Raw genomic sequence first — 23636 nt, forward strand, 5'->3', positions numbered from 1 at the left:
TCGGTCGTGTCAGCCTTCGACGCGCTTCTTCAGACCGGCCAGGGCGCGGTCGATGATGACCTTCTCGGCCTTGCGCTTGATCATGCCGAGCATCGGGATCTTGACGTCCACGGCGAGCTGGTAGGTCACCTCGGTGCGGCCGCCGGCGAGCGGGGCGAGGGTGTAGGAGCCGTCCAGCGAGCGGAGCATCTGGCTGCGGACGAGGGTCCAGGAGACCTCGCGGTCGCCGTCCCAGGTGTAGGCGAGGACGTGCTCGTCGCGGATGGCGCCGGCGTCGAGCAGCAGCCGGACCTCGGCGGCGCGGCCGTCCTCGCCGGTGCCGAGGACCTCGATCTCCTTGACCTCGCCGGTCCAGGCCGGGTAGGCGGCGAAGTCGGCGATCACCGCCATGACCGTGGCCGGGGTCGCGTCGATGGTGATGCTCGACCTGGTGTGCTCCGCCATGGAATGGCCCTCCGCCTCGTCCATCTGCCTGCCGGTCCGGCCGGGGCGCGCTCGGCCCGGTCCGCCCGGAGCAGGCTATCGCGCCCGGTGGGCGGCGCGGCGGCGCGGGGCGGCCGAGGTGCGGGCGGGCGCCGGGCGGGCGGGCATGTTACCGGCCGGTCGCCCTGCGCTGTCGTAGGGTGCCATTCGAACGACCCGGTCACGGCCAGGTCGGACCCGGCCGGGTGTGACACTTCGAACACCGGAGCCGACCCCCCTGGTCGAAGCTGCCTACCGGGCAGTAACGTCCTGCCGTCCCGCAGCGTCGCGAACGAGGAGCAGTCTTGCTCGACTTCAGCCTTCCGGCCCTCTACCAGGTACCGAGCGGCGGCAACCTCGCCGACCCGGTGCACCGGAACGCCGAGGAGCACCCGGACGTCGCCGTGCTCAGCCGCAAGGTGGACGGCCACTGGCAGGAGTTGACGTCGGTCCAGTTCCTGGCCGAGGTGCACGCCGCCGCGAAGGGCCTGATCGCCGCGGGCATCGAGCCCGGCGACCGGGTGGCCGTCATGTCCCGCACCCGCTACGAGTGGACGCTGCTGGACTTCGCGATCTGGACGGCCGGCGCGATCGTCGTGCCGGTGTACGAGACCTCCTCCGCCGAGCAGGTCGAGTGGATCCTCGGCGACTCCGGCGCGGTCGCCGTGATCACCGAGACCGACCAGCACGTCGGGGTGGTCGCCGAGGTCCGCGACCGGCTGCCCGGGCTGGAGCACACCTGGCAGATCGACGGCGGGGCGATCGCCGCGCTGGCCGCCGCCGGGCAGGACGTCCCGGACGCGACCGTCCACGAGCGCCGCCGGACCGCCGGCCCCGACGACATCGCCACCATCGTCTACACCTCGGGCACCACCGGCCGCCCGAAGGGCTGCCAGCTGACCCACGGCAACTTCCTGGCCGAGTGCGGCAACGTGGTCGAGCGCCTGGCCCCGCTGTTCCACACCGGCGAGAGCTCCGTGCTGCTCTTCCTGCCGCTGGCCCACGTGTTCGCCCGGATCGTCGAGATCGCCCCGATCATGGCGCCGATCAAGCTCGGCCACGTCTCCGACGTCCGGAACGTCACCGCCGAGCTGGCCTCCTTCAAGCCGACCCTGATCCTGGGCGTGCCCAGAGTGTTCGAGAAGGTCTACAACACCGCCCGCGCCAAGGCCCAGGCCGACGGCAAGGGCAAGATCTTCGACAAGGCCGCCGACACCGCGATCGCCTACAGCCGGGCGCTGGACGCGGGCGGCGCGGGCCTGGTCCTGCGGCTCAAGCACGCCGTCTTCGACAAGCTGGTCTACAGCAAGCTGCGCGCCGCGCTCGGCGGCCGGGCCACCCACGCCATCTCCGGCGGCGCCCCGCTCGGCGAGCGCCTGGGCCACTTCTACCGCGGCATCGGCTTCACCGTCCTGGAGGGCTACGGCCTGACGGAGACCTGCGCCGCCACCGCCTTCAACGAGTGCGCCAAGCCGAAGATCGGCACGGTCGGCCAGCCGACGCCCGGCTGCTCCGTCCGGATCGCCGAGGACGGCGAGGTCCTCCTCAAGGGCCCGCACATCTCCACCGGCTACTGGAACAACCCGCAGGCCACCGCGGACGCCTTCAAGGACGGCTGGTTCGCCACCGGGGACCTCGGCTCGCTGGACTCCGAGGGCTACCTGACGATCACCGGCCGCAAGAAGGAGATCATCGTCACGGCCGGCGGCAAGAACGTCGCCCCGGCCGTGATCGAGGACCGGATCCGGGCCCACGCCCTGGTCGGCGAGGTCATGGTGGTCGGCGACCGCAAGCCCTTCATCGCCTGCCTGATCACCGTCGACCCGGACTTCTTCCCGAAGTGGAAGGAGCTCAACGGCAAGCCCGCCGACGCCACCGTCGCCGACCTCGCCGCCGACCCGGACCTGCTGGCCGCCCTCCAGAGCGCGGTGGACGACGGCAACGCGGCCGTCTCGCACGCCGAGGCGGTCAAGAAGTTCCGCCTGCTGGACACCGAGTTCTCCGAGGAGAGCGGCCACCTGACGCCCTCGCTCAAGCTCAAGCGCAACGTCGTGCTGAAGGACTACGCCGCCGAGATCGAGGCCCTGTACCGGAAGTAGGGCCGCACCGGTACGTCGAAGGGCCCCGGGGACTCCCCGGGGCCCTTCGGCGTACCCGCGTCAGCCGGCCAGCAGCGAGGTCAGCCGCCCGGCCAGCAGGTCCCAGCGCCAGGAGCGCTCCACCCAGCGCCGCCCGGCCTCGCCCATCCGCCGCCGCAGCTCCTCGTCGCGCAGCAGCCGTACGATCCGCTCGGCCGCCGCCGGGGCCGAGCCGCCGGGCACCACGTACCCGGTCTCGCCCTCCAGCACCGCGTCCGGCGCGCCGCCGGAGTCCCCCGCGACCACCGGCAGGCCGGTCGCCGAGGCCTCCAGGTAGACGATGCCCAGGCCCTCGACGTCCAGCCCCCCGCGCCGGGTGCGGCACGGCATCGCGAAGACGTCCCCGGCCCCGTAGTGGGCGGGCAGCTCCTCCCACGGCACCGAGCCGGTGAACCGCACCGAGTCCCGTACGCCCGTGGCGTCCGCGAGCTTCTCCAGGTCCGCCCGGTACGGGCCGCCGCCGACGATCAGCAGCACCGCGTCCGGCACGTCGGCGAGGATCTGCGGCATCGCCTCGATCAGGGTGTCCTGGCCCTTGCGGGGCACCAGGCGGGAGACGCAGACCACCACCGGCCGGTCCGCCAGCCCGAGCCGGCGGCGCACCTCGGCGCCCCCGGAGCCCGGGTGGAAGGTCGTCTCGTCCACGCCCGGCGGCAGCTGGACCATCCGGGCCGCGGCCTGCGGCCCGACCGCGGCGGCGATCCGGGAGCGGGTGTACTCGCCCAGGTAGGTCAGCACGTCGGTGCCCGCGCCGATCCGGCGCAGCAGCTGCCGGGAGACCGGCAGCTGGGCCCAGGCGGCCTCGTGCCCGTGGGTCATGCCGAGCAGCCGCCCGGCGCCGGCCCGGCGCAGCGCGGGCGCCATCAGCCCGAGCGGGGCGGCGGCGCCGAACCAGACCGAGTCGCACTTCTCCGCGCGCAGGATCTCGGCGGCCCGCCGGGTGACCCGCGGTGTGGGAACCATCACCTTCGTCCGGTCCCGGATCACCGGGAACGGCTGCTCGGCGTCGAACCGGGCCACCTCGGTGCCGTCCCGCCAGGTCGAGGCGTAGACCACGACACTGCCTGCGGGCTGACGCACGGCCATGTTGTGCACGAAGGCCTGGATGCCACCGGGGCGGGGCGGGAAGTCGTTGGTGACGATCAAGGTTCTGTGCATCAGGCCACGGCTCGCTCGGTCGGGGGGTGCGCGGTGTACCGCTGGGTGATCCGTACGATAGGTCAACACCATGACCCACCGGGAACGGAACCGCGCACGGCAACCGTTTGACCCCCGGGTCAGTCCTAGTACCTAGGCCGTCGTCCAGCACGCGGCCCGGGCGTCCGTCGGTACGACGCCTCCGGTGGGGACGTCCGAGACGAACGAGGGAGCGCAGTGGAATTGGCCCCGGCCACCGAGCCCGGTTCTTCGCGCGGCCGCCTCGGCCGCCCGCTCGGGGCGCTCGCCGCGCTCGGCGCGACCTGGGTCGCCACTCGCGCCCTGCTGGTACTGCTGGCGACGGGTGTGCTGAAGGCGCCCGGCGGCGACGTCACGGCGGACGTCTGGATGATCTACCACGCCTGGTACGGCGTGCTCCAGACCGGCACCTTCCCGTTCGACGACGTGACCTGGCAGTACCCGCCGGGCGCCGCCCTGGTGATCCTGCTGCCGGGCCTGCTGCCCTGGTCGTACCTGGTCTCGTTCTGGGTGATCTGCGGGATCGCCGACGCCGCCGCGGCCGCGCTGCTGGTGCGCACCGGCCTGCGCCGGGGCCGGGCGCTGACCGGCGCCTGGATGTGGGTGGTGGGCGTCCCGCTGCTCGGCCCGATGATCTACAACCGCTTCGACGTCATCGTCACCGCGGTCGCCCTGGCCGGCCTGCTGGCGCTGATCCGCCGCCCGGCGGTCGGCGGGCTGCTGCTGGGCCTGGGCGGCATCGTCAAGATCTGGCCGCTGATCGGCCTGATCGGCACCCCGTCGGGCCGCCGCACCCGCCGCTCCTGGACGCTGGCGGCGGCCACCGCCGTCTCGATCGGCTTCCTGCTGACGGCCGGGATGAACGGCGCCTTCGAGTTCCTGGCGTTCCAGAAGGACCGCGGCATCGAGGTGGAGTCGCTCGGCGCGCTGCCGCTGCACTTCGCCCGGATCGCCGACGCCTGGGACGGCAAGGTCACCATGAACTACGGCTCCCCCGAGATGCTCGGGCCGTGGGTCGACGTGATCAGCAAGGTCATGCTGGCCGGCACCCTGCTGGGCTTCGCCTGGCTGCTGCTGTGGCGCTACACCTCCAAGCGCCGCAGCGCGGCCACCATGTACGACGCCGCGCTGTGCGCGCTGCTGATCTTCGTGGTGACCAGCCGGGTGATCAGCCCGCAGTACCTGGTCTGGCTGGTCGGCGTCGCGGCGGTCTGCCTGACCGTGCGCAACAGCAGCCAGCGGCCGGTGGCGGTGCTGATCCTGCTCGCCTGCCCGCTGACCCTGGTCGAGTTCCCGACCATGTTCACCCAGGTCCTGGCCAGCGAGCCGGCGGCGGTCGCCGTCCTGGCCGCGCGCAACCTGCTGCTGCTGGCCGCCGCCGTGCTCTCCTGCGTGCGGCTCTGGCGCTCCACCCGCGGCGAGGCGCCGCTGCCGCCGACCGTGGTGCTGGACCGCGAGCCCGCCGCGCTGCCGTCCGCCGGCTACCCGGTGCGCCCGGGCATCGCCTACGAGCAGGACCTGCTGGACGGCATCGACCACCCGGGCACCCCGGCCGAACAGCGCCGCTGACCTGCCCTCCCCGACCGGTCAGCCCTTCAGCGCCGCCACCTGCTCCAGCCAGAGCCGGGTGAACTCCGCCAGGCCGACGCCCAGTTCGCGGCGCATCAGCCGGTCGGTGCGGCGCTCCCGGTCCTCGCCCTGCCCGTCGGCCGCGCCGATCGCCCGGTAGAAGGCGACCAGCCGCTGCGGCCCGTGGGTGCGGCCGATCAGCTCGCAGGCCAGCCAGGACTGCTCGTAGGCCTGGGCGATGCCGGTGGCCCCGGCGGCGAAGTCCCGGTCGGCGGGCAGCGCGGCGGGCAGCTTCCCGGCGGCCACGTCCCGGGCCAGCTCGGGCGCGATCTGCTGCGGGCCGCGGCCCGAGTCCCGGTACGCCGTCCAGTCGGCGACGCCCTCGGAGAGCCACAGCGGGGTCCAGGCCCGGGTGTCGTCCCTGGTCGCGACGTGGGTGGCCTCGTGGGTGACCACCACCTGGCGGCCGAAGCCGCTGAGCCGCCCGTACGCCTCCGGGTTGACCAGCACCCGGTCCGCCGGGGTGTGCCAGGGCGCGCCGGGGGCGGCCACGGTGACCGCCGCCATGCCCGTCCAGCCGGCCGGGTCGCCCTCCAGCAGCCGGGCGAACTGCTCCTCGGTGGCCGGCCGCTCCAGCAGCAGCCGCTCCGGCCAGGCACCGCCCCAGACCTCGGTGACGGCTGGCACCGCCCGGTCCCCCACCGCGACCAGCTCGGCCTGGTCGGGTCCCGCGGCCGGCCCGACCACCAGGCAGTGGGCGCCCGGCGAGGACCGGAGCGGCCCGAAGTCCCACGGCGCGGGCGGCCCGGACGCGCTCTCCTCGCGCTCGACCCGCCAGCCGTCCCCGGCCCGTACCAGCCCGATCCGGCGCGGGTACACCACCGGGTGCTCGTCGTACCCGGCGATCCGCACCGCCAGGTCGGCGGCGGCGGTCACCCGCTCCCCGCCGGCGGCGCCGAGCACCAGGTTGCGGTACCCGGCCTCGGCCACCGGCAGCCCGGCCCAGGGCGGGGCCGAGCGCGCCCGCTCCGCCAGTGCGGCGGCCACCTCGGCGCGCCGGTCCGCCGGCCGCGCCGCGGGCGCCGGCGGGGCGGCCGGCGGCAGCGACAGCTGGGCCAGCCCTCCGGCCGCGAGCAGCAGCGCGCCCCGCCGGGACAGCACGCGGCGGGGGCGACGTATGGCGGCGGGTCCGGCGGGGCCGGACGGCGGGGCGTTCAGAGCCGGACCACCCCGGAGACGGGCATGGCGGTGACGCTCTCGTAGCGGACCCTGGCGCCCGGGCGGGGGGCGTGCACGATCACGCCGCCGCCGGCGTACATGCCGACGTGGTGCATGTCCCGGTAGAAGATCACCAGGTCTCCCGGTCGCGCTTCGGACAGGCTGATCCGCTGCCCGGCGTACGCCTGGGCCTGCGAGGTGCGCGGCAGGGTCACTCCGGCCTGCCGCCAGCTGTAGTACATCAGACCGGAGCAGTCGAACGCGTGCGGGCCGGTGGCCCCGTAGACGTACGGGGAGCCGATCATCCGCACCGCGGCGGCCAGCGCGGCCGCCCCGCGCTCGGAGGCGGGCGGGGCGGTGCCGAGGTCCAGCCGGTCGGTGCCCCGGGTGGCGCGCTGCTCGGCGTCCCGGGCGTCCTGGACCGCCAGCCGGGCCCGCTCGACGGCGCCCAGGCCGTTCAGCAGCTTCTGCGCCCCGGCCAGCCGCTGCTGGACCTGCTGTTTGCTGTCGGCGAGCGAACGCCGGGTCCGGTCCAGCTCGGCGAGCTTGTCGGCCGCCTCGGTGCGGCGCTGGTCGAGCCGGCGTTGGCGGGTGATCAGCTCGTGCAGGGTCTCCTGCTGGCGCACGGCGGCCTGGCCCTGGGTGCGGGCGCGGGCCAGGTAGCCCTCCGGGTCGGGCGAGAGGATGAGCTGGGCGGTCTGGGTCATCCCGCCGCCGCGGTACTCGGCCCCGGCCACCATCGCCAGGTCGCCGCGCAGCCCGTTGAGCTGGTCCTGGGCGAGGGCGATCTCGCCCTGGAGGATCGTGGTCTCGCCCTGGAGCCGCCGCTGGGCCTCCTGCGCGGCGTTGAACCTCTCGGACGCCTGCTCGGCCTCGTCGTACAGCTGCTCGACCTGCGTCTTGACGTCCTGACGGTCGCCCGGGTCGGGGCTGGCGGGGGCCGCCTGGGCGCTGCCTCCGGTGGCCGCGCCCAACGCGGTGGCGGCGGCCGCGGTCAGCACCAGCGCCCGGGTGAGCAGTTGGGAACGGCGGTGCACGGGCATGGCGGCAGCGGCTCCAATCCTGCGGCGCGGCCCCCGCCGCCGCACCGGGACGGGCGGCCGTCGAGCGGGAGTCCGGTGGCAGACGTTAGCGAGTCCGGGCAAGCGAGTCCAAACCCCTCCCAACCCGAATATTCACTCCCCAATCGGACATCAGATCGAGCCGCCGGAAAAGCCGCAGGCCCGGCCTCCCCTGGGGGAGACCGGGCCTGGAGACGTCCGAGCGGGGATCAGACCCGCACGATGCCGGTCAGCGGCATGTTGGTGACCGCCTCGTAGCGCACCGACGCGCCCGGCTTGGGGGCGTGCAGCACCTGGCCGTTGCCGGCGTAGATGCCGACGTGGTGGGCGTCGGTGTAGAAGATCAGCAGGTCGCCGGGCTGGGCCTTGGAGAGGTCCGTCCCGAGCCGGGTGCCGGCCGAGGCCTGCGCCTGCGAGGTGCGCGGCAGCGACACGCCGGCCTGGTTGTACGCCCAGACCATCAGACCGGAGCAGTCGAAGGAGCCCGGGCCGGTGGCGCCCCAGACGTACGGGCTGCCGATCTTGGAGGCGGCGGCGGACAGCGCGGCGGCACCGCGCGAGCTGCCGGGGGCCACGTTCACCGGAGCGGTGGTCGTGGGGGCCGAGAGGCTGCCGCGGCTGTTGTCGCGGGAGGCGCGGTCGGCCTGCTGCTGCTGGGCCTGGGCGGCGTCGGCCTTGGCCTTGGCCTCGGCGGCGGCCTTCTCCTCGGCCTGGCGCAGCGCCTGGCGGTCCTGCTCGGTCAGCGTGTTGAGCAGGTCCTGGGCCGCCTTCAGCTTGCCCTGGACCTCGTCCTTGGAGGCCTTCAGCTGCTGGGTGGTCGACTCCAGCTCGGCGAGCTTGCCCTGGGCCTCGTTGCGGTCCTGGTCGAGCTTGCGCTGCTGCTCCTGGAGCTCCTTCAGCTGACCCTTCTGGGTGCTGCCGGCCTGGTTCAGCGCGTCGGCCTGGCTGAGGAAGCTGTCCGGGCTGGAGGAGAACATCAGCTGGACGGTGGGGGATATCCCCCCGTTGCGGTACTGCTCGCCGGCGATCTCGGCGAGGCCGCCCTGGAGCTCGGTGACCTGGGCCTGCTGACGGGCCACCTGGTCCTGCAGGCCGGAGACCTGCTTCTCCAGGTCCTGCTGCTTGGCCTGGGCGGCGTTGTAGTTCTCGGTCGCGACCTCGGCCTGCTCGTTGAGCTGGTCGACCTGCCCCTTGACCTGTTCCTTGGTCGGCTGCGGGTCCGCGTGGGCACCCTGCGCGGAGAGGACGACGGCTGCGGCGGCGACGCCGGTCAGGATCGAGACCCGGGCGCGGCCGGCGGGCTTGGGACGACGATGGGACGCCACGAAGGCGGACTCCTTCTTCCTACGGCCGCCTACCGGGTGAGCTGACGGGTTCGGGCCGGAAGCATGCCCTACGACGCCTCACGGCCGTTCCACCGGCCGACCTGGCGCCGATTCACCCCGGAGGAACGTGGTTCCCCGGCTCCGCTCCGCAGCGCCCCCTACCACTGGGCTCCCCTGTCGGACAGTCGCTTCGACCTGTCCCGCTGCCTTGCGAACTCGACGGTAACCACCGCCGCCACCCTGGCTGGGCGATCGACAGTGCGGTGGTTCGGAGCATGACCCTAGTAACTGAACCGTGATCGGTTCAAATCCTTGTCAGAAAAAAGACAGAAGATTACCCAAGTTCCTTTGTGAAAATGACCGATGGTGACCATTGACGCACACAAGGCTGATCGGTTCTCACCATGTGGTCGTCGAAGGGCCGGAAACCCGAAACGCCACCCCGAACGGGGGTGGCGCTTTTCACAGGCCCCCGCGGGAGCCCCCCGGGCGTGTCGGTCCGTCAGACCCGGCGGATGGTGTTGATCGACATCGCGTCGGCCTTCATCACCTTCACCACGTCACCGGTGTGCGGCGCGTGGACCACCATGCCGTTGCCGATGTACATCCCGACGTGGTGCATGTCGGGGCCGTAGATCACCAGGTCGCCCGGCTGGGCCTGGTCCAGCGAGGGGATCCGGGTGCCGTAGTGGCCCTGCTCCTGCGAGGTGCGCGGCAGCGAGACGCCCGCCTGCCCGTACGCCCAGACCATCAGGCCCGAGCAGTCGAAGGTGGTCGACCCGGTGGCGCCCCACACGTACGGCGAGCCCTGCTTGCTCATCGCCTTGGCCAGCGCCGTGGCCGCGTAGCCGCTGGCCGGCGGCAGGCTGCCGAGGTCGACCCGGTCGCTGCCGCGCGAGGCGCGGTCGTCCTGCGCCTGCTGGGCCCGCAGCGCCGCGCGGTCGGCGGAGCTCAGCGAGTTCAGCAGGTCCTGGGCGGCCTTCAGCTTGGTGTTGACGTCCGACTTGGCCTGGTTCAGGTCCTTGGTGGTGGTGTCCAGCGAGGCGAGGACGGCGGCCGCCTCGGTCTTCTCCTGGTCCAGCCGGCGCTGCTGGTCCAGCAGCCCCTTGAGCGCCTCGGCCTGACTGGTGCTGGCCTGCTGGACGGTGGAGGCCTTGTCCAGGTAGCCGGACGGGTCCGAGGAGAGCATCAGCTGGACGGACGGGTCGATGCCGCCGCTGCGGTACTGCTCGCCCGCCACCTCGGCGAGGCCGCCCTGGAGCTGGGTCATCTGCTCCTGGCCGCGGGCCACCTGGTCCTGCAGCTGGTCGGCCTGCTTCCGCAGCTGGTCGGCCCGCTCCTTGGCGCCGTTGTACTTCTCGGCCGCCTGCTCCTGCTCCTCCTGGAGCTGGTCGATCTGCGCCTTGACGTCCGTCTTGTTCGGCTGCGGCGCGGCGTGCGCGGCCACCTGGGCGGAGAGGGCGACCGCGGTCGCAGCGGCCGCGGTGAGCACGGAGATCCGTGCGCGGCTCGGCTGCTTGGGACGGCGGTGGGAGGCCAAGGGACCGGCTCCTTCTTCCAACGGGCTCACCTGATGGGATGAGATTCCGGAAAATAGGTTTGACGCCAGACCCTAGTGAAGATCTATCCGTTTTGCCACTCCCCCGAAGGCGTGAACTCCGGTCCCCACACTGACTTCACCGGACTCGCACAATGCTCCGAAACAGGACCTGACCAGGCATCATGCGAACCTCCCCGGGTTCAGGGCCGGGCCAGCCGGTTCAGCAGCAGCACCGACGCCACGGGGCGCGCGCCCGCCTTCCGCACGCCCTCCGCGACCTCCCGGTCGGTGGACACCACCACCACCGGACGGCCCTGCGGCTCGGCCCGCACCAGACGGCGGATCAGCTCATCGGCCGTCTCCCCGGTCCGACTGAACCGCACCCGGACCCCGCGCGGTGGCGCCATGATCACCGGGACGTCCAGGTCCTGCCCGTCGAACACGCAGGTGACCTCCGCCTGGGTCCGCTGGGCCAGCATCGCCAGCCCGCCCAGCAGCCGGATCCGCTGCTGCTCCAGCGGCAGCGTCGGATAGCCGGTCTTGGTCACGTTGTAGCCGTCCACCACCAGGTGCACCTGGGGGATCGCCAGCAGCTGGTCCAGCAGCGCCGGATCGTCCTCGGCCAGCCCGCGCCGGGCCACGTCGTGCGGCGAGGCCGCCCCCGGCACCACCGCCTCCACCAGGTCCGCCGGGCGGATCTGGGCGACCGGCAGCGCCAGCTCCCGCTGGAGCCCCTGGGCCGACTGCAGCACGGTGTCCAGCAGCAGCCGCAGCCGCATGTCCTCCACGCTGCGCCCCTCACGGGCCGAACGGCGGCCCTGCTCGGCCGCGTTCTCCAGCTCCAGGACCCGGTGCCGGAGCCGGCGCGCCTCGCTCTCGGCCGCGCCGCGCTCGGCCGCGGCCTGCGCCTTCAGCGCGTCCAGCTCGCCGGCCACCCGGCGGGTCTCGGCCTGCGCCCGGCGGGTGTCGCTCTCCAGCGACCGCACCCTCTTGCGCAGCGACTCGGCCTCCCTGCGGACGCCGTCGGACTCGGCCCGCTGCCGGTCCGCGTCCGCCCGCGCGGAGGCCCGCACCTCGGCCAGCTCGGCCTGCAGCTTCTCCACCAGCCGGACCGCCTCCGCGGCCGCGTCCTCGGCACCGGCCCGCTCGGCCTCCTCGCCGGCCTCGGCCACCAGTCGGCTCCAGCCCGTCGAACGCACCAGGTAGGCGGCGGCCGCGACGTCCATCGGATCGGCCGCGCTCGGGACGGTGCCCGACTCCAGCGCCTTCACCAGGTCCGGCTGCCCGAGACGCAGCCGCTCCGCTATCCGCACCCGGAAGGCCGGCTCCGCCTCCAGCGCCGCCGCCAGCGCGGTGGCCGCGTACTTGGCCCGCCGCGCCGGGGTGAACTTGACGTACTGACGCAGGCTCTGCGGGAGCTCGGCCGGCGGCACCCCGCCGAGCGCGTCCGAGGCCAGGCCGACCACCCGACGGCGCACGCCCTCGGGCAGCGGCCGGTCGAGCTTCTCGACGGCGCGCTCCGCCGCGGACCCGGAGGCGCCGTCCGCCGTCCCGGCAGCCTCGGCCGGGGCCTCGGCCGCAGCGGGCTGAAGCCCCTGGGCTGCGCCGGGCTCCTTCGCTGCGTCCACCACGTCCTCGGCTCCGATCCTGGTCCAGCGGGGCACGGCCGCGGCCGCCCCCGTCGGCACGCTCCGTGCGTCCTGTTCTGTATTGTCCCGTGCGGCGCGGGTGGGTGCGCCGCGCACCCACCCCGCCGCCGCGGCGGGGATCAGCCCTGGTCGGCGGGGGCCTGCGTCTCCTCGGCGCCCGGACGGGCCACCAGCTCGACCTGGTCCACCGCGTTGCACCAGCGGCAGCGCACCGACTCGACGGTCTCGCTCAGCACCTCGGTCTCCTCGACCTTGGACTCGCCGGCCAGGTCGAAGTGCAGGAACTCGGTCACCCGCGCGGTGCGGGTCACGTCGAAGCGGGTGAGGTTGCCGCACAGGGTGCAGCGCCAGCGCGTCTCGGCGGTCAGAGCGGGGACGGTCATCGGGGGTCCTCTCGGGTGGTCCCTGGGTGGGGCAGGCGCTCCCCCCGGAGCCCCGGCGTCGGCGGCGGGAGGCGGGAATGCCCGCCCCAAGCCTATTGCCTGGGGCAACCGTCGCGACCACCGGTTGCCTGAACACCCGGGCTAGTCCACCTGCCGTAAACCGCCGTGTCACCTGCGGCGCCCGGAGGGATGCTTGGCCGCATGGCGCTCGCGGTCCCCGACCACACCGCCGCCCGGGGCGGCCGCCCGGCGGCGACCGCCCCCGTGGTCAGCTACGCCCTGATCGCCCTCAACACCCTGGTCTTCCTGCTCGGCCCGGCCGCGGGGCTCAACCCGCTGTACGGCACGGGCCAGGCCCGGGTCTGCGCGGAGCAGCGGTACGAGCAGCGCTGGGGCGCCGTCCCGGCCGAGGTGCTGGCCGGACGGCCGCTGACCGCCGAACAGCTCGCCGAGGCCCCCGACCCGGTCCCCGGCTGCCCGGCCGCCCCGACCCCGGGCAAGCGCCCGGCGCTGTCCGTCCTCACCGGGCTCTTCCTGCACGCCGGCTGGCTGCACCTGCTCGGGAACCTGCTCTTCCTCCAGGTCTTCGGCCCCACCGTCGAACGCCGGCTGGGCCGGGCCCGGTACGCCGTCTTCTACCTGGCCGCCGGCAGCCTGACCACGTACGGCTTCGCGCTCGCCGAGGCGCACTCGCCGAACTCCACCCGGGTGCTCATCGGGGCCTCCGGGGCGATCGCCGCCGCCCTCGGCGCCTACCTGCGCCTCCACCCCCGGGCCCGGGTGACCACCCTCGTCCCGCTGCTGTTCTTCCTGCCGCTGCGCTTCCCGGCCTGGCTGGTGCTCGGCCTCTGGTTCGTCCTGCAGTGGTGGTCGGTGCACGCGGCCGGCCCCGGGGTGGCGTACCTGGTCCACGTGATCGGCTTCTCGGCCGGGTTCCTCTACGCCTGCACCGTGGTCCGCCACCCCCCGCGACGACCGGGCTGACGCCCGATACGCTGGCGGCACCCCACAAAGGAGCCCGAACTGTGATCACCGCCATCGTCCTGATCAAGACCAGTGTCGACCGCATCCCGGAGATCGCCGAATCCATCGCCGCCATCGACGGCGTGAGCGAGGTCTACTCGGTGACGGGGGGCTACAACCTGGTGGCGATGGTGCGGGTGCGCCGGCACGACGACCTGGCCGAGGTCATCCCGGGCCGGCTCAACAAGGTCCCGGGCGTGGCCCACACCGAGACCCAGATCGCCTTCCGCACCTACTCCCAGCACGACCTGGAGGCCGCCTTCGCCCTCGGCCTGGACGAGTAGCGGTCAGCCCTCGGCGCGCCGGCCCCGCTCGACCTGCACGGTGGCGACGCAGCGCCCGCCCTCGTTGCGGTAGTTCCACGCCGCGCCCTCCGTGACCAGCTCCCGGACGGCGGTCAGGAAGCGGTCGACGTGCTCGTCCGGCGTCCCGGCGCCGAAGCTCACCCGGATCGCGTTCAGGCTGCGCTCGCCCGGCAGCGACGGCTCGGGCGCACCACACTCGGACGGTGCCTCGTCCTCGTCGCCCAGCAGCGTGCGCACCAGCGGGTGGGCGCAGAACAGGCCGTCGCGCACCCCGATGCCGTACTCGGCGGACAGCGCGGCGGAGAAGTGCGAGCTGTTCCAGTCCCGGACGACGAAGGACAGCACGCCCACCCGGGCGGAGCCCTCGCCGAACAGGTTCAGCACCTTGACCTGCGGGATCTCGGCCAGCCCGGCCGTCAGCCGGGCGATCAGCTGCTGCTCGCGGGCCTCCAGCCCGTCGAAGCCGGCCTCGGTCAGCGCCCGGCAGGCCGAGGCGATCGCGTAGGCGCCGATGACGTTCGGCGAGCCGGCCTCGTGCCGGGCCGGGCCGGTGTGCCACTGCACGGCCACCGAGCCGTCGGCCTCCCGGGCCACCGTCCGGGTCGCCCCGCCGCCGGCCAGGTACGGCTCGGCCGCGTCCAGCCAGTCCGCCCGGCCGGCCAGCACCCCGGCGCCGAACGGCGCGTAGATCTTGTGGCCGGAGAAGGCGATCCAGTCGACGTCCAGCTCGCGCACCGAGACCCGGTGGTGCGGCGCCAGCTGGGCGGCGTCCAGCACCACCCGGGCGCCGTGCCGGTGCGCGGTCGCGGTCAGCTCGGCGACCGGCCACAGCTCACCGGTCACGTTGGAGGCGCCGGTGACGCAGAGCAGCTTGGGGCCCTCGGGCGCCTCGGCGAGCGCGGCGTCCAGCGCGGCCACCGCCTCGGCCCGCGAGCGCGGCGCCCGCAGGTAGGTGACGTCCAGTCCGGCGTGCGCCCAGGGCAGCAGCGAGGCGTGGTGCTCGGTCTCGAAGGCGAACACCCGGGTGCCGGCCGGGACGGCGGAGGCCAGCAGGTTGAGCGAGTCGGTGGTGGCCCTGGTGAAGACCACCTGGTCTCCCTCGCGCAGGTCGAGGAACTCGCCGACGGTGCGGCGGCTCTGCTCGAACAGGTCGGTGGACAGCTGGGAGAGGTACCCGGCCCCGCGGTGGACGCTGCCGTAGTACGGCGCGTAGGCGGCGACGTCGTCCCACACCCGCTGGAGCGCCGGCGAGCTCGCCGCGTAGTCGAGCGCCGCGTAGCCGACCTTCTCACCGCTGGCGAGCGGGACCTGGACGTCGGCGCCGAGGACGGCGAGCGGGGTGCGGATTTCGGTGGCCAGAGACATGGGGATGCACTCCTTCTGGGGCAAGGGACCCCGGGAGTGCTAGTCGTCGGGCGTCCGCGCTTGTCGCACGGACGGCTTGCCGTGACGACCCGGTCCTCACCCAGGGCACCCCGCCACGGACGGAGGGTTGCCGGACAGCCAGCTGGGGCTTCGCGCTGTCACTCATGACCTGGCGAAGACTCTAGGCCGGGTCCACCGGGTGGTCAAACGGGCATCCAGCATCCGGACAGCACGGGAGCCCGCACCGGCGTACCGGCACGGGCTCCCCAACTACCGCCTCAGGCCCGGCTGGTGGCCTCCGACCAGCGCCGCAGCAGGTCCTGCGCGGCACCGGAGTCGATCGCCTTCGCGGCCCGCTCCATGCCGGCCGCCAGCTGCTCGGTGAGCGGCGCGTCGCCCAGCTCCAGCGCGACCAGCGCCGCCGCCGTGTTCAGCAGGACGGCGTCCCGCACCGGCCCGTGCTCGCCGGCCAGCAGCCGCCGCGCGACCTCGGCGTTGTACGAGGCGTCCGCCCCGCGCAGCGCCTCGATGCCGACCAGCTCGATGCCCACGTCCCGCGGGTCGAAGGTGGACTCGGTGACGACCCCGTCGCGCACCAGCCAGACCTGCGAGGTCGTGGTGATGGTCAGCTCGTCCAGCCCGTCGTCGCCGCGGAAGACCAGCGCGGTGGCGCCCCGCCGGGCCAGCACCCCGGCGATCAGCCCGGACAGCCGGGTGTCGAAGCAGCCGATGGCGTGCGCGGTGACCTTGGCCGGGTTGGTCAGCGGACCGAGGATGTTGAAGGCGGTCGGCACCCCGAGGTCGCGCCGCGCGGTGGCGGCGTGCCGCATCGAGGGGTGGAACTTCGCCGCGAAGCAGAAGGTCAGCCCGACCTCCTCGGCCACCTCGGCGACCCGCCGGGGGGAGAGGTCCAGCGCCACCCCGAGCTTCTCCAGCACGTCCGAGGAGCCGCTGGTCGAGGAGGCCGACCGGTTGCCGTGCTTGACCACCTTGGCGCCGGCGGCCGCCGCGACGATCGCCGACATGGTGGAGATGTTGACGGTCTTCGCCCGGTCCCCGCCGGTGCCGACGATGTCCACCGCCGGGCCGGGGATCTCCAGCGGCTCGGCGTGCGCGTACATCGCGTCGACCAGGCCGGCGATCTCCTCGACCGACTCGCCCTTGGCCCGCAGCGCGATCATGAACCCGGCCACCTGGACGGGGGACGCCTCGCCGCTCATGATCCGGTCCATCGCCCACGCGGTGGACGAGCGGTCGAGGTCCTCCCCCTGCAACAGTGCCGCCAGGAGGTCCGGCCAGGTGCGGACCACCTGCGCGGGGTCGCTACCGCCGTTCGCAGGGTTCACGTTCACCATGGCTGACTCCAGCTGTTGTCGGTTCCCCGCTCCGGGGACGTCCGTACGGATGGAGCCAGCCTATCGAGCGGAGCGCCCGCTTCTACCCCTGTCTTTCCTACTCCTGGCGCGGATTTCAGCGGACGGCCGGAGTCCGCTTCGCCAGCCGGTCCCGCAGCAGGGTGGCGACCGCCCCGGCCAGCGCCACCGGCTCCACCGGACGGGAGATCGCGGCGTCGGCCCGGCTCCAGGCGGCCAGCCAGGAGTCCTGCGGCCGGCCGATCAGCACCAGGACCGGCGGGCAGCCGTAGATCTCGTCCTTGAGCTGGCGCCCGAGGCCCAGCCCGCCGGCCGGAACGGCCTCGCCGTCCAGCACGCAGAGGTCCACTCCCCCCTTCTCCAGTGCCTTGAGCACCGCGGGGGTGGTCGCGCACTCCAGGTAGGACAGTTCCGGAAGGTCCTCGGCAGGGCGGCGGCCGAGCGCCGTCAGCACCTGCTCGCGGGTGTTGCGGTCGTCGCTGTAGACGAGGACGGTGAGCGTCTCATCGGTCGTGTACGCCATGGGCCCTGCTCCCTCAAGTGTGATCCGGACCACGTTCGCCTGATCCGGATGCTACTCCCGATCACCCTCCGCCGAGTCCCCCTCGCGCACGTTCCTCCCCAAGCCGCCGCGCCCCGGACTCACCCGCCTGGAGGACGGCCCGTCACCCGACCCCGCCCGGTCCACCCGTACGGCTCACCCGGGCGCCTTCCCCCCTACCTCCCTCGGCTACTCCGACCGTGCACCGGCGCGCCGGGCAACGGGGTCCAGGCTCCTCCGAGGAACCATCAGAAAAGGGACACGCCGCTGCTCACCCCCCGTACGGACACCCCGTCGCCCCCCAAGCGGGCATACCGCACGCACCGGACACTCCGAGGGACACCCCCCGACGTGAAGACGGAATAAGGGACCGACATAATGTCCGTCGTGGCGACAGCAACAGCAGTAGAAACCGGGCACGCGCACGGATCGGTCAACCGGCCGAACATGGTCAGCGTCGGAACGATCGTCTGGCTCAGTTCCGAGTTGATGTTCTTCGCGGCCCTCTTCGCGATGTACTTCACGCTCCGCTCCGTCAAGGGGCCGGAGTTCTGGACCGAGAAGGCCCACGCCCTCAACGTGCCCTTCTCCTCGGTCAACACCACGATCCTGGTGCTCTCCTCGCTGACCTGTCAGCTCGGCGTGTTCGCCGCCGAGCGCGGAGACGTGAAGAAGCTCCGGGCGTGGTTCATCCTCACGTTCGCCATGGGCGCGGTCTTCATCGGCGGCCAGGTCTTCGAGTACACCGAGCTGGTCAAGAAGGACGGCCTGTCGCTGTCCTCCGACCCGTACGGCACGGTGTTCTACCTGACCACCGGCTTCCACGGGCTGCACGTGACGGGTGGTCTGATCGCCTTCCTGCTGGTCCTGGGACGGACGTACGCAGCCAAGCGCTTCACGCACGAGCAGGCCACCGCCGCGATCGTCGTGTCGTACTACTGGCACTTCGTCGACGTCGTGTGGATCGGCCTGTTCGCGACCATCTACCTGATCAAGTAACCAGCTGATCAGGTCGCTGGCCACCGGCTGCGGCCCCCGCCCTCACCGGCGACGGGCCGCTTCTGCCGGTGCCGACGCTCCCACCGACCGACCGCGCGCGCAGCCCTAGACAGGCAGCCTCGTGCCGGCCAGACCGGCCGCCGGGTGCACCCACCAGTCGACCAGATCCTGACACCGGGGTTATTCCGTGAAAAAGCTCTCCGCACGACGGCGCCACCCATTGGCGGCGCTGGTCGTCCTACTTCTCGCCCTGGCGGCAACCGGGGGGCTGTACGCCGCGTTCGCGCCCGCCGACAAGGCGCAGGCCGACGTCGCCGCGCAGTCGCTCGCGATCGATGAGGGCAAGAAGCTCTTCGCCGTGGGCTGCTCCTCCTGCCACGGCCTGAACGGCCAGGGCAGCAGTGACGGTCCGAGCCTGGTCGGCGTCGGCTCCGCCGCTGTCGACTTCCAGGTCGGCACCGGCCGCATGCCGGCCCAGCAGCCCGGCGCCCAGGTCCCGCGCAAGAAGAACATCTACTCGCAGGCGGAGATCGACCAGCTCGCCGCCTTCGTCGCCTCCCTCGGTCCCGGCCCGGTGACCCCGACGGAGGAGCAGTTCACCTCGACCAACCCCGAGGACGTCTCCAAGGGTGGCGAGCTGTTCCGCACCAACTGCGCCCAGTGCCACAACTTCGCCGGCCAGGGTGGTGCCCTGACCAAGGGCAAGTACGCCCCCTCGCTGGAGGGCGTGGACGCCAAGCACATCTACGAGGCCATGCAGACCGGCCCGCAGAACATGCCGTCGTTCCCGGACACCACCATGCCCGAGGAGCAGAAGAAGCAGATCGTGGCCTTCGTCCGCCACACCACCAACGATGAGCCCAACCCCGGCGGTCTCACCCTGGGCAGCCTCGGTCCGGTGACCGAGGGTCTGTTCGGCTGGATCTTCGGCCTCGGCACGCTCATCGCGGTCGCGATCTGGGTCGCCGCCCACACCACCAAGGCCAAGAAGTCATGAGCCACGACATGTCAGAAGAGAAGCTCCCGGAGCCGCACGGCTCCGCCGGCGAGGTGGCCGACCACGGCAGCCCGTTCGCCGACCCGGGCCTGCCGGCCCACGAGCCCCGTCGCACCGACATCGACGAGAAGGCCGCGTCGCGTGCCGAGCGCCAGGTCTCGCTGATGTTCGTGGTCTCGATGCTCGCCACCGTCGGGTTCATCGCCTCGTACGTGGCCATCGACCCGGACAAGATCGTCTACATCTTCCCGCTCGGTCACGTCAGCGCGCTGAACTTCGCGCTCGGCCTGACCCTGGGCGTCGCGCTGTTCATGATCGGCGCGGGTGCGGTCCACTGGGCCCGCACGCTGATGTCGGACGTCGAGCTGCCCGCCGAGCGTCACCCGATCGAGGCCTCCGACGAGGTCCGCAACGACGTCATCGAGCAGTTCAAGACCGGTGCCGCCGAGTCCGGCTTCGGCCGCCGCAAGATGATCCGCAACACCCTGATCGGCTCCATGGCGCTGGTCCCGCTCTCCGGCGTGGTCCTGCTCCGTGACCTTGGCCCGCTTCCCGAGAAGAAGCTCAAGGAGACCGGTTGGAAGGAGGCGACCGAGACCAAGCCGCTGCAGCTCATCAACATGAACACCATGCAGCCGATGAAGCCCGAGGACATCATCGTCGGCTCGCTCACGTTCGCCATGCCGGAGGGCCTGTCCACGCACAGCGAGGACTTCCAGCAGCGGATCGCCAAGGACGCCCTGATGCTGGTCCGCATCGCGCCCGAGGACATCAAGGACGACAAGTCCAAGGAGCTGGGTTTCGAGGGCATCCTCGCCTACTCCAAGATCTGCACCCACGTCGGCTGCCCGATCAGCCTGTACGAGCAGCAGACCCACCACGCGCTCTGCCCCTGCCACCAGTCGACCTTCGACCTGGCGGACGGCGCCCGCGTGATCTTCGGCCCGGCCGGCCACCCGCTGCCGCAGCTGAAGATCATCACTGACGAGAAGGGCAACCTGGTCGCCACCGGCGACTTCGCGGAGCCCGTCGGCCCGAGCTACTGGGAGCGTGCTCGATGAGTAGCGCGAGCAGCACCACGACCGGTGCCGCCAAGCCCTCCAGCACGCGTGAAAAGCCCGCCAACAAGTGGGAAGCCGCGGCTGACTGGACTGACGGCCGGCTGGGGATCTACTCCCTCGCCAAGGCCAACCTGCGGAAGATCTTCCCGGACCACTGGTCCTTCATGCTGGGCGAGATCTGCCTCTACACCTTCGTCATCATCATCCTGACCGGTGTCTACCTGACGCTGTTCTTCAAGCCCTCGATGGCCGAGGTCGTCTACGACGGCTCGTACGTGCCGCTCAAGGGCATCCCGATGTCGGAGGCCTACGCCTCCACGGTGGACATCAGCTTCGAGGTCCGCGGCGGTCTGCTGATCCGGCAGATCCACCACTGGGCCGCCCTGGTCTTCGTGGCCGCGATGCTCGTCCACATGATGCGCGTGTTCTTCACCGGCGCGTTCCGCAAGCCGCGTGAGATCAACTGGGTCTTCGGCTTCCTGCTGCTGATCCTGGGCATGTTCGACGGCTTCTTCGGCTACTCCCTGCCGGACGACCTGCTGTCGGGCACCGGTATCCGCTTCATGGAAGGCGCGATCCTCGCCGTCCCGCTGATCGGCACCTACGTCCAGATGTTCCTGTTCGGGGGCGAGTTCCCCGGCCACGACATCGTGCCGCGGTTCTTCACCATCCACGTGCTGCTGATCCCGGGCATCATGCTCGGCCTGCTGGTGGCCCACCTGATCCTGGTCTTCTACCACAAGCACACCCAGTGGGCGGGCCCGGGCAAGACCGAGAAGAACGTCGTCGGCATGCCGCTGATGCCGGTCTACATGGCCAAGGCCGGTGGCTTCTTCTTCCTGGTGTTCGGCCTCATCGCCGTCATCTCGGCGATCGCCACGATCAACCCGATCTGGGCGTACGGCCCGTACCGTCCCGACCAGGTGTCCACGGACGCCCAGCCCGACTGGTACATGGGCTTCTCCGAGGGCCTGATCCGGATCATGCCCGGCTGGGAGATCAGCGTCTGGGGCGGCCACACCCTCAACCTGGGTGTCATGGTCCCGCTGGCGATCTTCCCGCTGGTCCTGGTCTCGATCGCGGCCTACCCGTTCATCGAGGGCTGGATCACCGGCGACAAGCGCGAGCACCACATCCTGGACCGCCCGCGCAACGCCCCGGTCCGCACCGCCCTGGGCGCCGCCTGGATCAGCCTCTACCTGATCCTGCTGATGGCCGGTGGCAACGACCTGTTCGCCACCCACCTGCACCTGTCGATCAACTCGGTCACCTACTTCGTCCGCGTCGGCTTCTTCGTCGTCCCGGTCGTCGTCTTCATCATCACCAAGCGCTGGTGCCTCGGCCTCCAGCGCCGTGACAAGGAGAAGGTGCTGCACGGCCGCGAGTCGGGCGTCATCAAGCGCCTGCCGCACGGCGAGTTCGTCGAGGTGCACACCCAGCTGCCGCAGAAGGACCTGTACAAGCTCACCGCGCACGACCAGAACCAGCCGGTCGAGCTACCGGCCCAGACGGACGAGAACGGCGTGGCCCGCAAGGCCGGCGTCGTCACCCGCACCCGGGCCAAGCTCTCCCGCGGCTTCTACGGCGAGGGCAGCCAGATCCCCAAGCCGACCGCCGAGGAGCACCACGAGATCACCAGCGGCCACGGCCACCACTGATCCCGTAGGCACCACCGCGTCACCCCGAGGGCCGCTGACCAGAGTTCTGGTCGGCGGCCCTCGGGCTTTCCCGTACCCGCCGCCCCGCGTCCTCAGGAGCCCCCGTGCAGCTGTCCGTCGACCCCGCCTCGGCCACTCCCCCGTACGAGCAGATCCGCGCCCAGATCGCCGACCGGGCCCGCTCCGGCGAGCTGCCGACCGGGCTGCGGCTGCCCACCGTCCGCGCCCTGGCCGAGGAGCTGGGACTGGCGGCCGGCACCGTCGCCCGGGCCTACCGCGAACTGGAGGCGGACGGCGTGGTGGAGACCCACGGCCGGCGCGGCACGCTGATCGCCGCCACCGGGGACGCCGCGCACCGGCTGGCCGCCGAGGCCGCCGCCGAGTACGCCGCCCGGGCGAGCCGCCTGGGCGTCTCCCGCGCGGAGGCCCTGGCCGCCGTGGACACCGCCCTGCGGCTGGCCTACCCGCAGGGCTGAGCGCCCTCGGAGGGGGCCTCAGGGGGTCTCAGAGCTCGGGGCGGACCATCCCGGCGGCGGGGGCCTGGGAGGCCGGTGCGGTGGTGCTGACGGGCTGTCCGGAGGCGCTGTGCTTGACCCAGTCCGTCCAGGCGATGTTCCAGTCCCCGAAGCCGTTGCCGAAGGGCTCCATCCGGCCGCCACGGCTGTTCACCACCGTCACCAGGTCCCCCACCCGGGTGTGCTGGAAGAACCACTCGGCGTTGCCGGTGCTCATGCCGGTACAGCCGTGGCTGACGTTCTCGACGCCCTGCGAGCCGACCGACCAGGGCGCCGCGTGGACGTACTCGCCGCTCCAGGTCACCCGGGTGGCCCACAGCACGTCGAGGTCGTAGGACTCCGTGCTGCCCGGCGCTATCCCGATCGTCTCGCCGTTCATCCGGACCGACCGCTCCTGGCCGAGCACCACCTTGACGCCGTTGCGGGTGTCGAAGCCGGGCTTGCCGGTGGTGACCGGGATGGTCCGCAGCGCCTCGCCGTCACGCTTCAGGGTGAGCTCGTGGGCGGCCGCGTCGATCACCGACTCCACCCGCTCGCCGATCCGCAGCTTCAGCGAGCTGCGGTCACCGCCGTACAGGCCGTCGGCGATCCGGCTGCCGGTGCCGTCGAAGGCCAGCGAGACGGTCGTCCCGGCCGGCCAGTAGTCCTCCGGACGGAAGTGCAGGTTCTTGTCGTCCACCCAGTACCAGGCGCCGGTGACGGCGGGCTGGGAGCCGACGGTCAGGGCGCGCTCGACCTCCTGGCGGGCCTGGGGGTCCTTCACCGCCTCGGAGAGCTCCACGGTGAGCGGCTGGCCCACCCCGTAGACGCCGCTGCCGGAGGAGTCCGGGCCGAGCTTGGCGGTGAGCAGGCGTTCGGCGGCGAGGGTGCTGAAGCTCGCGGTGGTGTCGCCGCGGCCGCCCTTGCCGTCGTCGGCGGAGATCCGCACCGTGTACGCGGTGGCGGCCTTCAGCCGGCCGGTGGTCTGCCAGCTGCGCTGGTCCTCGGCGAGCTTCCCGGCGACCACCCGGCCGTCCGGGCCGACCACGGTGACGTCGGTGAGCCGGCTGTCCTGGACGGCCGTCACGGTGACCGGCTGGGAGGGGTCCGCCTTGGCGTCCGCCGAGAGGTGGACCAGCGGGGCCGCGTCGACCCGGTGCGGTCCGACCGGCTCCTCGTCCCGGGCCGTGCAGCCGGCCAGCGGGGCCAGCACGGCGAGGGCCAGCGAGATGCCGCCGAGAGCTGCGATTCCGCGCCTGTCGGCCATGGCCGCCTCCGAAGGTTTCGCACGATTGATCA

At 72.5% G+C, this 23636-nt stretch carries 21 protein-coding genes and 2 riboswitches; of the genes, 9 read left to right on the forward strand and 12 right to left on the reverse strand.

The window, feature by feature from the left end; genetic code table 11:
- Positions 1-9 precede the first annotated feature (9 nt).
- A complete protein-coding gene (locus tag ACWDD9_RS08590) occupies positions 10-444 on the reverse strand; it encodes an SRPBCC family protein (RefSeq protein WP_049657553.1) in 435 nt (144 codons plus the stop codon).
- Between the two features lie 323 nt (positions 445-767).
- Between ACWDD9_RS08590 and ACWDD9_RS08595 the strand changes: the two genes are divergently transcribed.
- Positions 768-2561: an AMP-dependent synthetase/ligase gene (locus tag ACWDD9_RS08595; RefSeq protein WP_380745207.1), complete on the forward strand. Its 1794-nt coding sequence runs from the start codon at positions 768-770 to the stop codon at positions 2559-2561.
- Positions 2562-2621: 60 nt separating this feature from the next.
- Here the strand turns inward: ACWDD9_RS08595 and ACWDD9_RS08600 are convergent, their stop codons facing one another.
- Complete coding sequence (locus ACWDD9_RS08600) at positions 2622-3758, reverse strand: glycosyltransferase family 4 protein (protein ID WP_049657557.1); 1137 nt, start codon at positions 3756-3758, stop codon at positions 2622-2624.
- Positions 3759-3974: 216 nt separating this feature from the next.
- Between ACWDD9_RS08600 and ACWDD9_RS08605 the strand changes: the two genes are divergently transcribed.
- The gene (locus ACWDD9_RS08605) at positions 3975-5345 is read left to right on the forward strand and encodes a glycosyltransferase 87 family protein (protein WP_079271759.1); all 1371 of its coding nucleotides are present in this window, start codon (positions 3975-3977) and stop codon (positions 5343-5345) included.
- Positions 5346-5363: 18 nt separating this feature from the next.
- On the opposite strand, the gene ACWDD9_RS08610 is transcribed toward ACWDD9_RS08605, so the two are convergent.
- The 6 genes from ACWDD9_RS08610 to ACWDD9_RS08635 all read right to left on the reverse strand — a co-directional run bounded on the left by ACWDD9_RS08610 (position 5364) and on the right by ACWDD9_RS08635 (position 12521).
- Positions 5364-6506, reverse strand: coding sequence for a hypothetical protein (locus ACWDD9_RS08610; protein WP_449811159.1), 1143 nt, complete (start codon positions 6504-6506; stop codon positions 5364-5366).
- Between the two features lie 53 nt (positions 6507-6559).
- Positions 6560-7606 (reverse strand): C40 family peptidase, encoded by a 1047-nt coding sequence (locus tag ACWDD9_RS08615; protein ID WP_049651827.1) that lies wholly within the window; start codon positions 7604-7606, stop codon positions 6560-6562.
- A 227-nt stretch (positions 7607-7833) separates the two neighbouring features.
- A complete protein-coding gene (locus ACWDD9_RS08620; RefSeq protein ID WP_049651828.1) occupies positions 7834-8949 on the reverse strand; it encodes a C40 family peptidase in 1116 nt (371 codons plus the stop codon).
- Between the two features lie 10 nt (positions 8950-8959).
- Positions 8960-9113, reverse strand: a riboswitch (cyclic di-AMP (ydaO/yuaA leader).
- Positions 9114-9451: 338 nt separating this feature from the next.
- Positions 9452-10489, reverse strand: coding sequence for a C40 family peptidase (locus ACWDD9_RS08625; protein ID WP_049651829.1), 1038 nt, complete (start codon positions 10487-10489; stop codon positions 9452-9454).
- 200 nt (positions 10490-10689) lie between these two features.
- Positions 10690-12117: an NYN domain-containing protein gene (locus ACWDD9_RS08630; RefSeq protein WP_074001186.1), complete on the reverse strand. Its 1428-nt coding sequence runs from the start codon at positions 12115-12117 to the stop codon at positions 10690-10692.
- Positions 12118-12257: 140 nt separating this feature from the next.
- Positions 12258-12521, reverse strand: a complete 264-nt coding sequence (locus tag ACWDD9_RS08635) for a hypothetical protein (RefSeq protein ID WP_049651830.1) — start codon at positions 12519-12521, stop codon at positions 12258-12260.
- 201 nt (positions 12522-12722) lie between these two features.
- Here ACWDD9_RS08635 and ACWDD9_RS08640 point away from each other — a divergent pair, with 201 nt between their 5' ends.
- Both ACWDD9_RS08640 and ACWDD9_RS08645 read left to right on the forward strand, forming a co-directional pair.
- Positions 12723-13505 carry a rhomboid family intramembrane serine protease gene (locus tag ACWDD9_RS08640; protein WP_049651831.1) on the forward strand — a complete coding sequence of 261 codons (783 nt, stop codon included), beginning with the start codon at positions 12723-12725 and terminating at the stop codon, positions 13503-13505.
- 41 nt (positions 13506-13546) lie between these two features.
- Entirely contained in the window at positions 13547-13828 is a 282-nt protein-coding gene (locus tag ACWDD9_RS08645) for an Lrp/AsnC family transcriptional regulator (protein ID WP_049651832.1), read from the forward strand.
- A gap of 3 nt (positions 13829-13831) precedes the next feature.
- On the opposite strand, the gene ACWDD9_RS08650 is transcribed toward ACWDD9_RS08645, so the two are convergent.
- The 3 genes from ACWDD9_RS08650 to ACWDD9_RS08660 all read right to left on the reverse strand — a co-directional run bounded on the left by ACWDD9_RS08650 (position 13832) and on the right by ACWDD9_RS08660 (position 17110).
- Entirely contained in the window at positions 13832-15214 is a 1383-nt protein-coding gene (locus tag ACWDD9_RS08650) for an aminotransferase class V-fold PLP-dependent enzyme (protein ID WP_049651833.1), read from the reverse strand.
- Positions 15215-15265: 51 nt separating this feature from the next.
- A riboswitch (SAM riboswitch) is annotated at positions 15266-15384 on the reverse strand.
- Positions 15385-15492: 108 nt separating this feature from the next.
- Positions 15493-16569 carry an anthranilate phosphoribosyltransferase gene (trpD, locus tag ACWDD9_RS08655; protein ID WP_107086441.1) on the reverse strand — a complete coding sequence of 359 codons (1077 nt, stop codon included), beginning with the start codon at positions 16567-16569 and terminating at the stop codon, positions 15493-15495.
- A 115-nt stretch (positions 16570-16684) separates the two neighbouring features.
- The gene (locus ACWDD9_RS08660) at positions 16685-17110 is read right to left on the reverse strand and encodes a response regulator (RefSeq protein ID WP_049651834.1); all 426 of its coding nucleotides are present in this window, start codon (positions 17108-17110) and stop codon (positions 16685-16687) included.
- Between the two features lie 396 nt (positions 17111-17506).
- On the opposite strand from ACWDD9_RS08660, the gene ctaE reads away from it, so the two are divergent.
- From ctaE to ACWDD9_RS08685, 5 genes are all read left to right on the forward strand, one after another.
- Complete coding sequence (gene ctaE / locus ACWDD9_RS08665) at positions 17507-18127, forward strand: aa3-type cytochrome oxidase subunit III (protein ID WP_049651835.1); 621 nt, start codon at positions 17507-17509, stop codon at positions 18125-18127.
- A 187-nt stretch (positions 18128-18314) separates the two neighbouring features.
- Positions 18315-19124, forward strand: a complete 810-nt coding sequence (gene qcrC, locus ACWDD9_RS08670; RefSeq protein ID WP_049651836.1) for a cytochrome bc1 complex diheme cytochrome c subunit — start codon at positions 18315-18317, stop codon at positions 19122-19124.
- A gap of 8 nt (positions 19125-19132) precedes the next feature.
- Positions 19133-20185: a cytochrome bc1 complex Rieske iron-sulfur subunit gene (gene qcrA / locus ACWDD9_RS08675; protein ID WP_049651837.1), complete on the forward strand. Its 1053-nt coding sequence runs from the start codon at positions 19133-19135 to the stop codon at positions 20183-20185.
- A complete protein-coding gene (qcrB, locus tag ACWDD9_RS08680; protein ID WP_074000891.1) occupies positions 20182-21843 on the forward strand; it encodes a cytochrome bc1 complex cytochrome b subunit in 1662 nt (553 codons plus the stop codon). Before qcrA ends, qcrB begins: the two co-directional genes overlap by 4 nt.
- Before the next feature lie 104 nt (positions 21844-21947).
- Entirely contained in the window at positions 21948-22319 is a 372-nt protein-coding gene (locus tag ACWDD9_RS08685) for a GntR family transcriptional regulator (RefSeq protein ID WP_074000890.1), read from the forward strand.
- A 28-nt stretch (positions 22320-22347) separates the two neighbouring features.
- Here the strand turns inward: ACWDD9_RS08685 and ACWDD9_RS08690 are convergent, their stop codons facing one another.
- Positions 22348-23604, reverse strand: a complete 1257-nt coding sequence (locus ACWDD9_RS08690; RefSeq protein ID WP_074000889.1) for a L,D-transpeptidase — start codon at positions 23602-23604, stop codon at positions 22348-22350.
- Positions 23605-23636 lie beyond the last annotated feature (32 nt).

Source organism: Kitasatospora sp. NPDC001119 (genome assembly GCF_053598475.1).

Excerpts from the sequence above, each read along its gene's own strand:
- ACWDD9_RS08590 (WP_049657553.1), bottom strand. The coding sequence starts at position 444 with ATGGCGGAGCACACCAGGTCGAGCATCACCATCGACGCGACCCCGGCC.
- ACWDD9_RS08600 (WP_049657557.1), bottom strand. The coding sequence starts at position 3,758 with ATGCACAGAACCTTGATCGTCACCAACGACTTCCCGCCCCGCCCCGGT.
- ACWDD9_RS08615 (WP_049651827.1), bottom strand. The coding sequence starts at position 7,606 with ATGCCCGTGCACCGCCGTTCCCAACTGCTCACCCGGGCGCTGGTGCTG.
- ACWDD9_RS08635 (WP_049651830.1), bottom strand. The coding sequence starts at position 12,521 with ATGACCGTCCCCGCTCTGACCGCCGAGACGCGCTGGCGCTGCACCCTG.
- ACWDD9_RS08640 (WP_049651831.1), top strand. The coding sequence starts at position 12,723 with ATGGCGCTCGCGGTCCCCGACCACACCGCCGCCCGGGGCGGCCGCCCG.
- ACWDD9_RS08650 (WP_049651833.1), bottom strand. The coding sequence starts at position 15,214 with ATGTCTCTGGCCACCGAAATCCGCACCCCGCTCGCCGTCCTCGGCGCC.
- trpD (WP_107086441.1), bottom strand. The coding sequence starts at position 16,569 with ATGGTGAACGTGAACCCTGCGAACGGCGGTAGCGACCCCGCGCAGGTG.
- ACWDD9_RS08660 (WP_049651834.1), bottom strand. The coding sequence starts at position 17,110 with ATGGCGTACACGACCGATGAGACGCTCACCGTCCTCGTCTACAGCGAC.
- ctaE (WP_049651835.1), top strand. The coding sequence starts at position 17,507 with ATGTCCGTCGTGGCGACAGCAACAGCAGTAGAAACCGGGCACGCGCAC.
- qcrA (WP_049651837.1), top strand. The coding sequence starts at position 19,133 with ATGTCAGAAGAGAAGCTCCCGGAGCCGCACGGCTCCGCCGGCGAGGTG.
- qcrB (WP_074000891.1), top strand. The coding sequence starts at position 20,182 with ATGAGTAGCGCGAGCAGCACCACGACCGGTGCCGCCAAGCCCTCCAGC.
- ACWDD9_RS08690 (WP_074000889.1), bottom strand. The coding sequence starts at position 23,604 with ATGGCCGACAGGCGCGGAATCGCAGCTCTCGGCGGCATCTCGCTGGCC.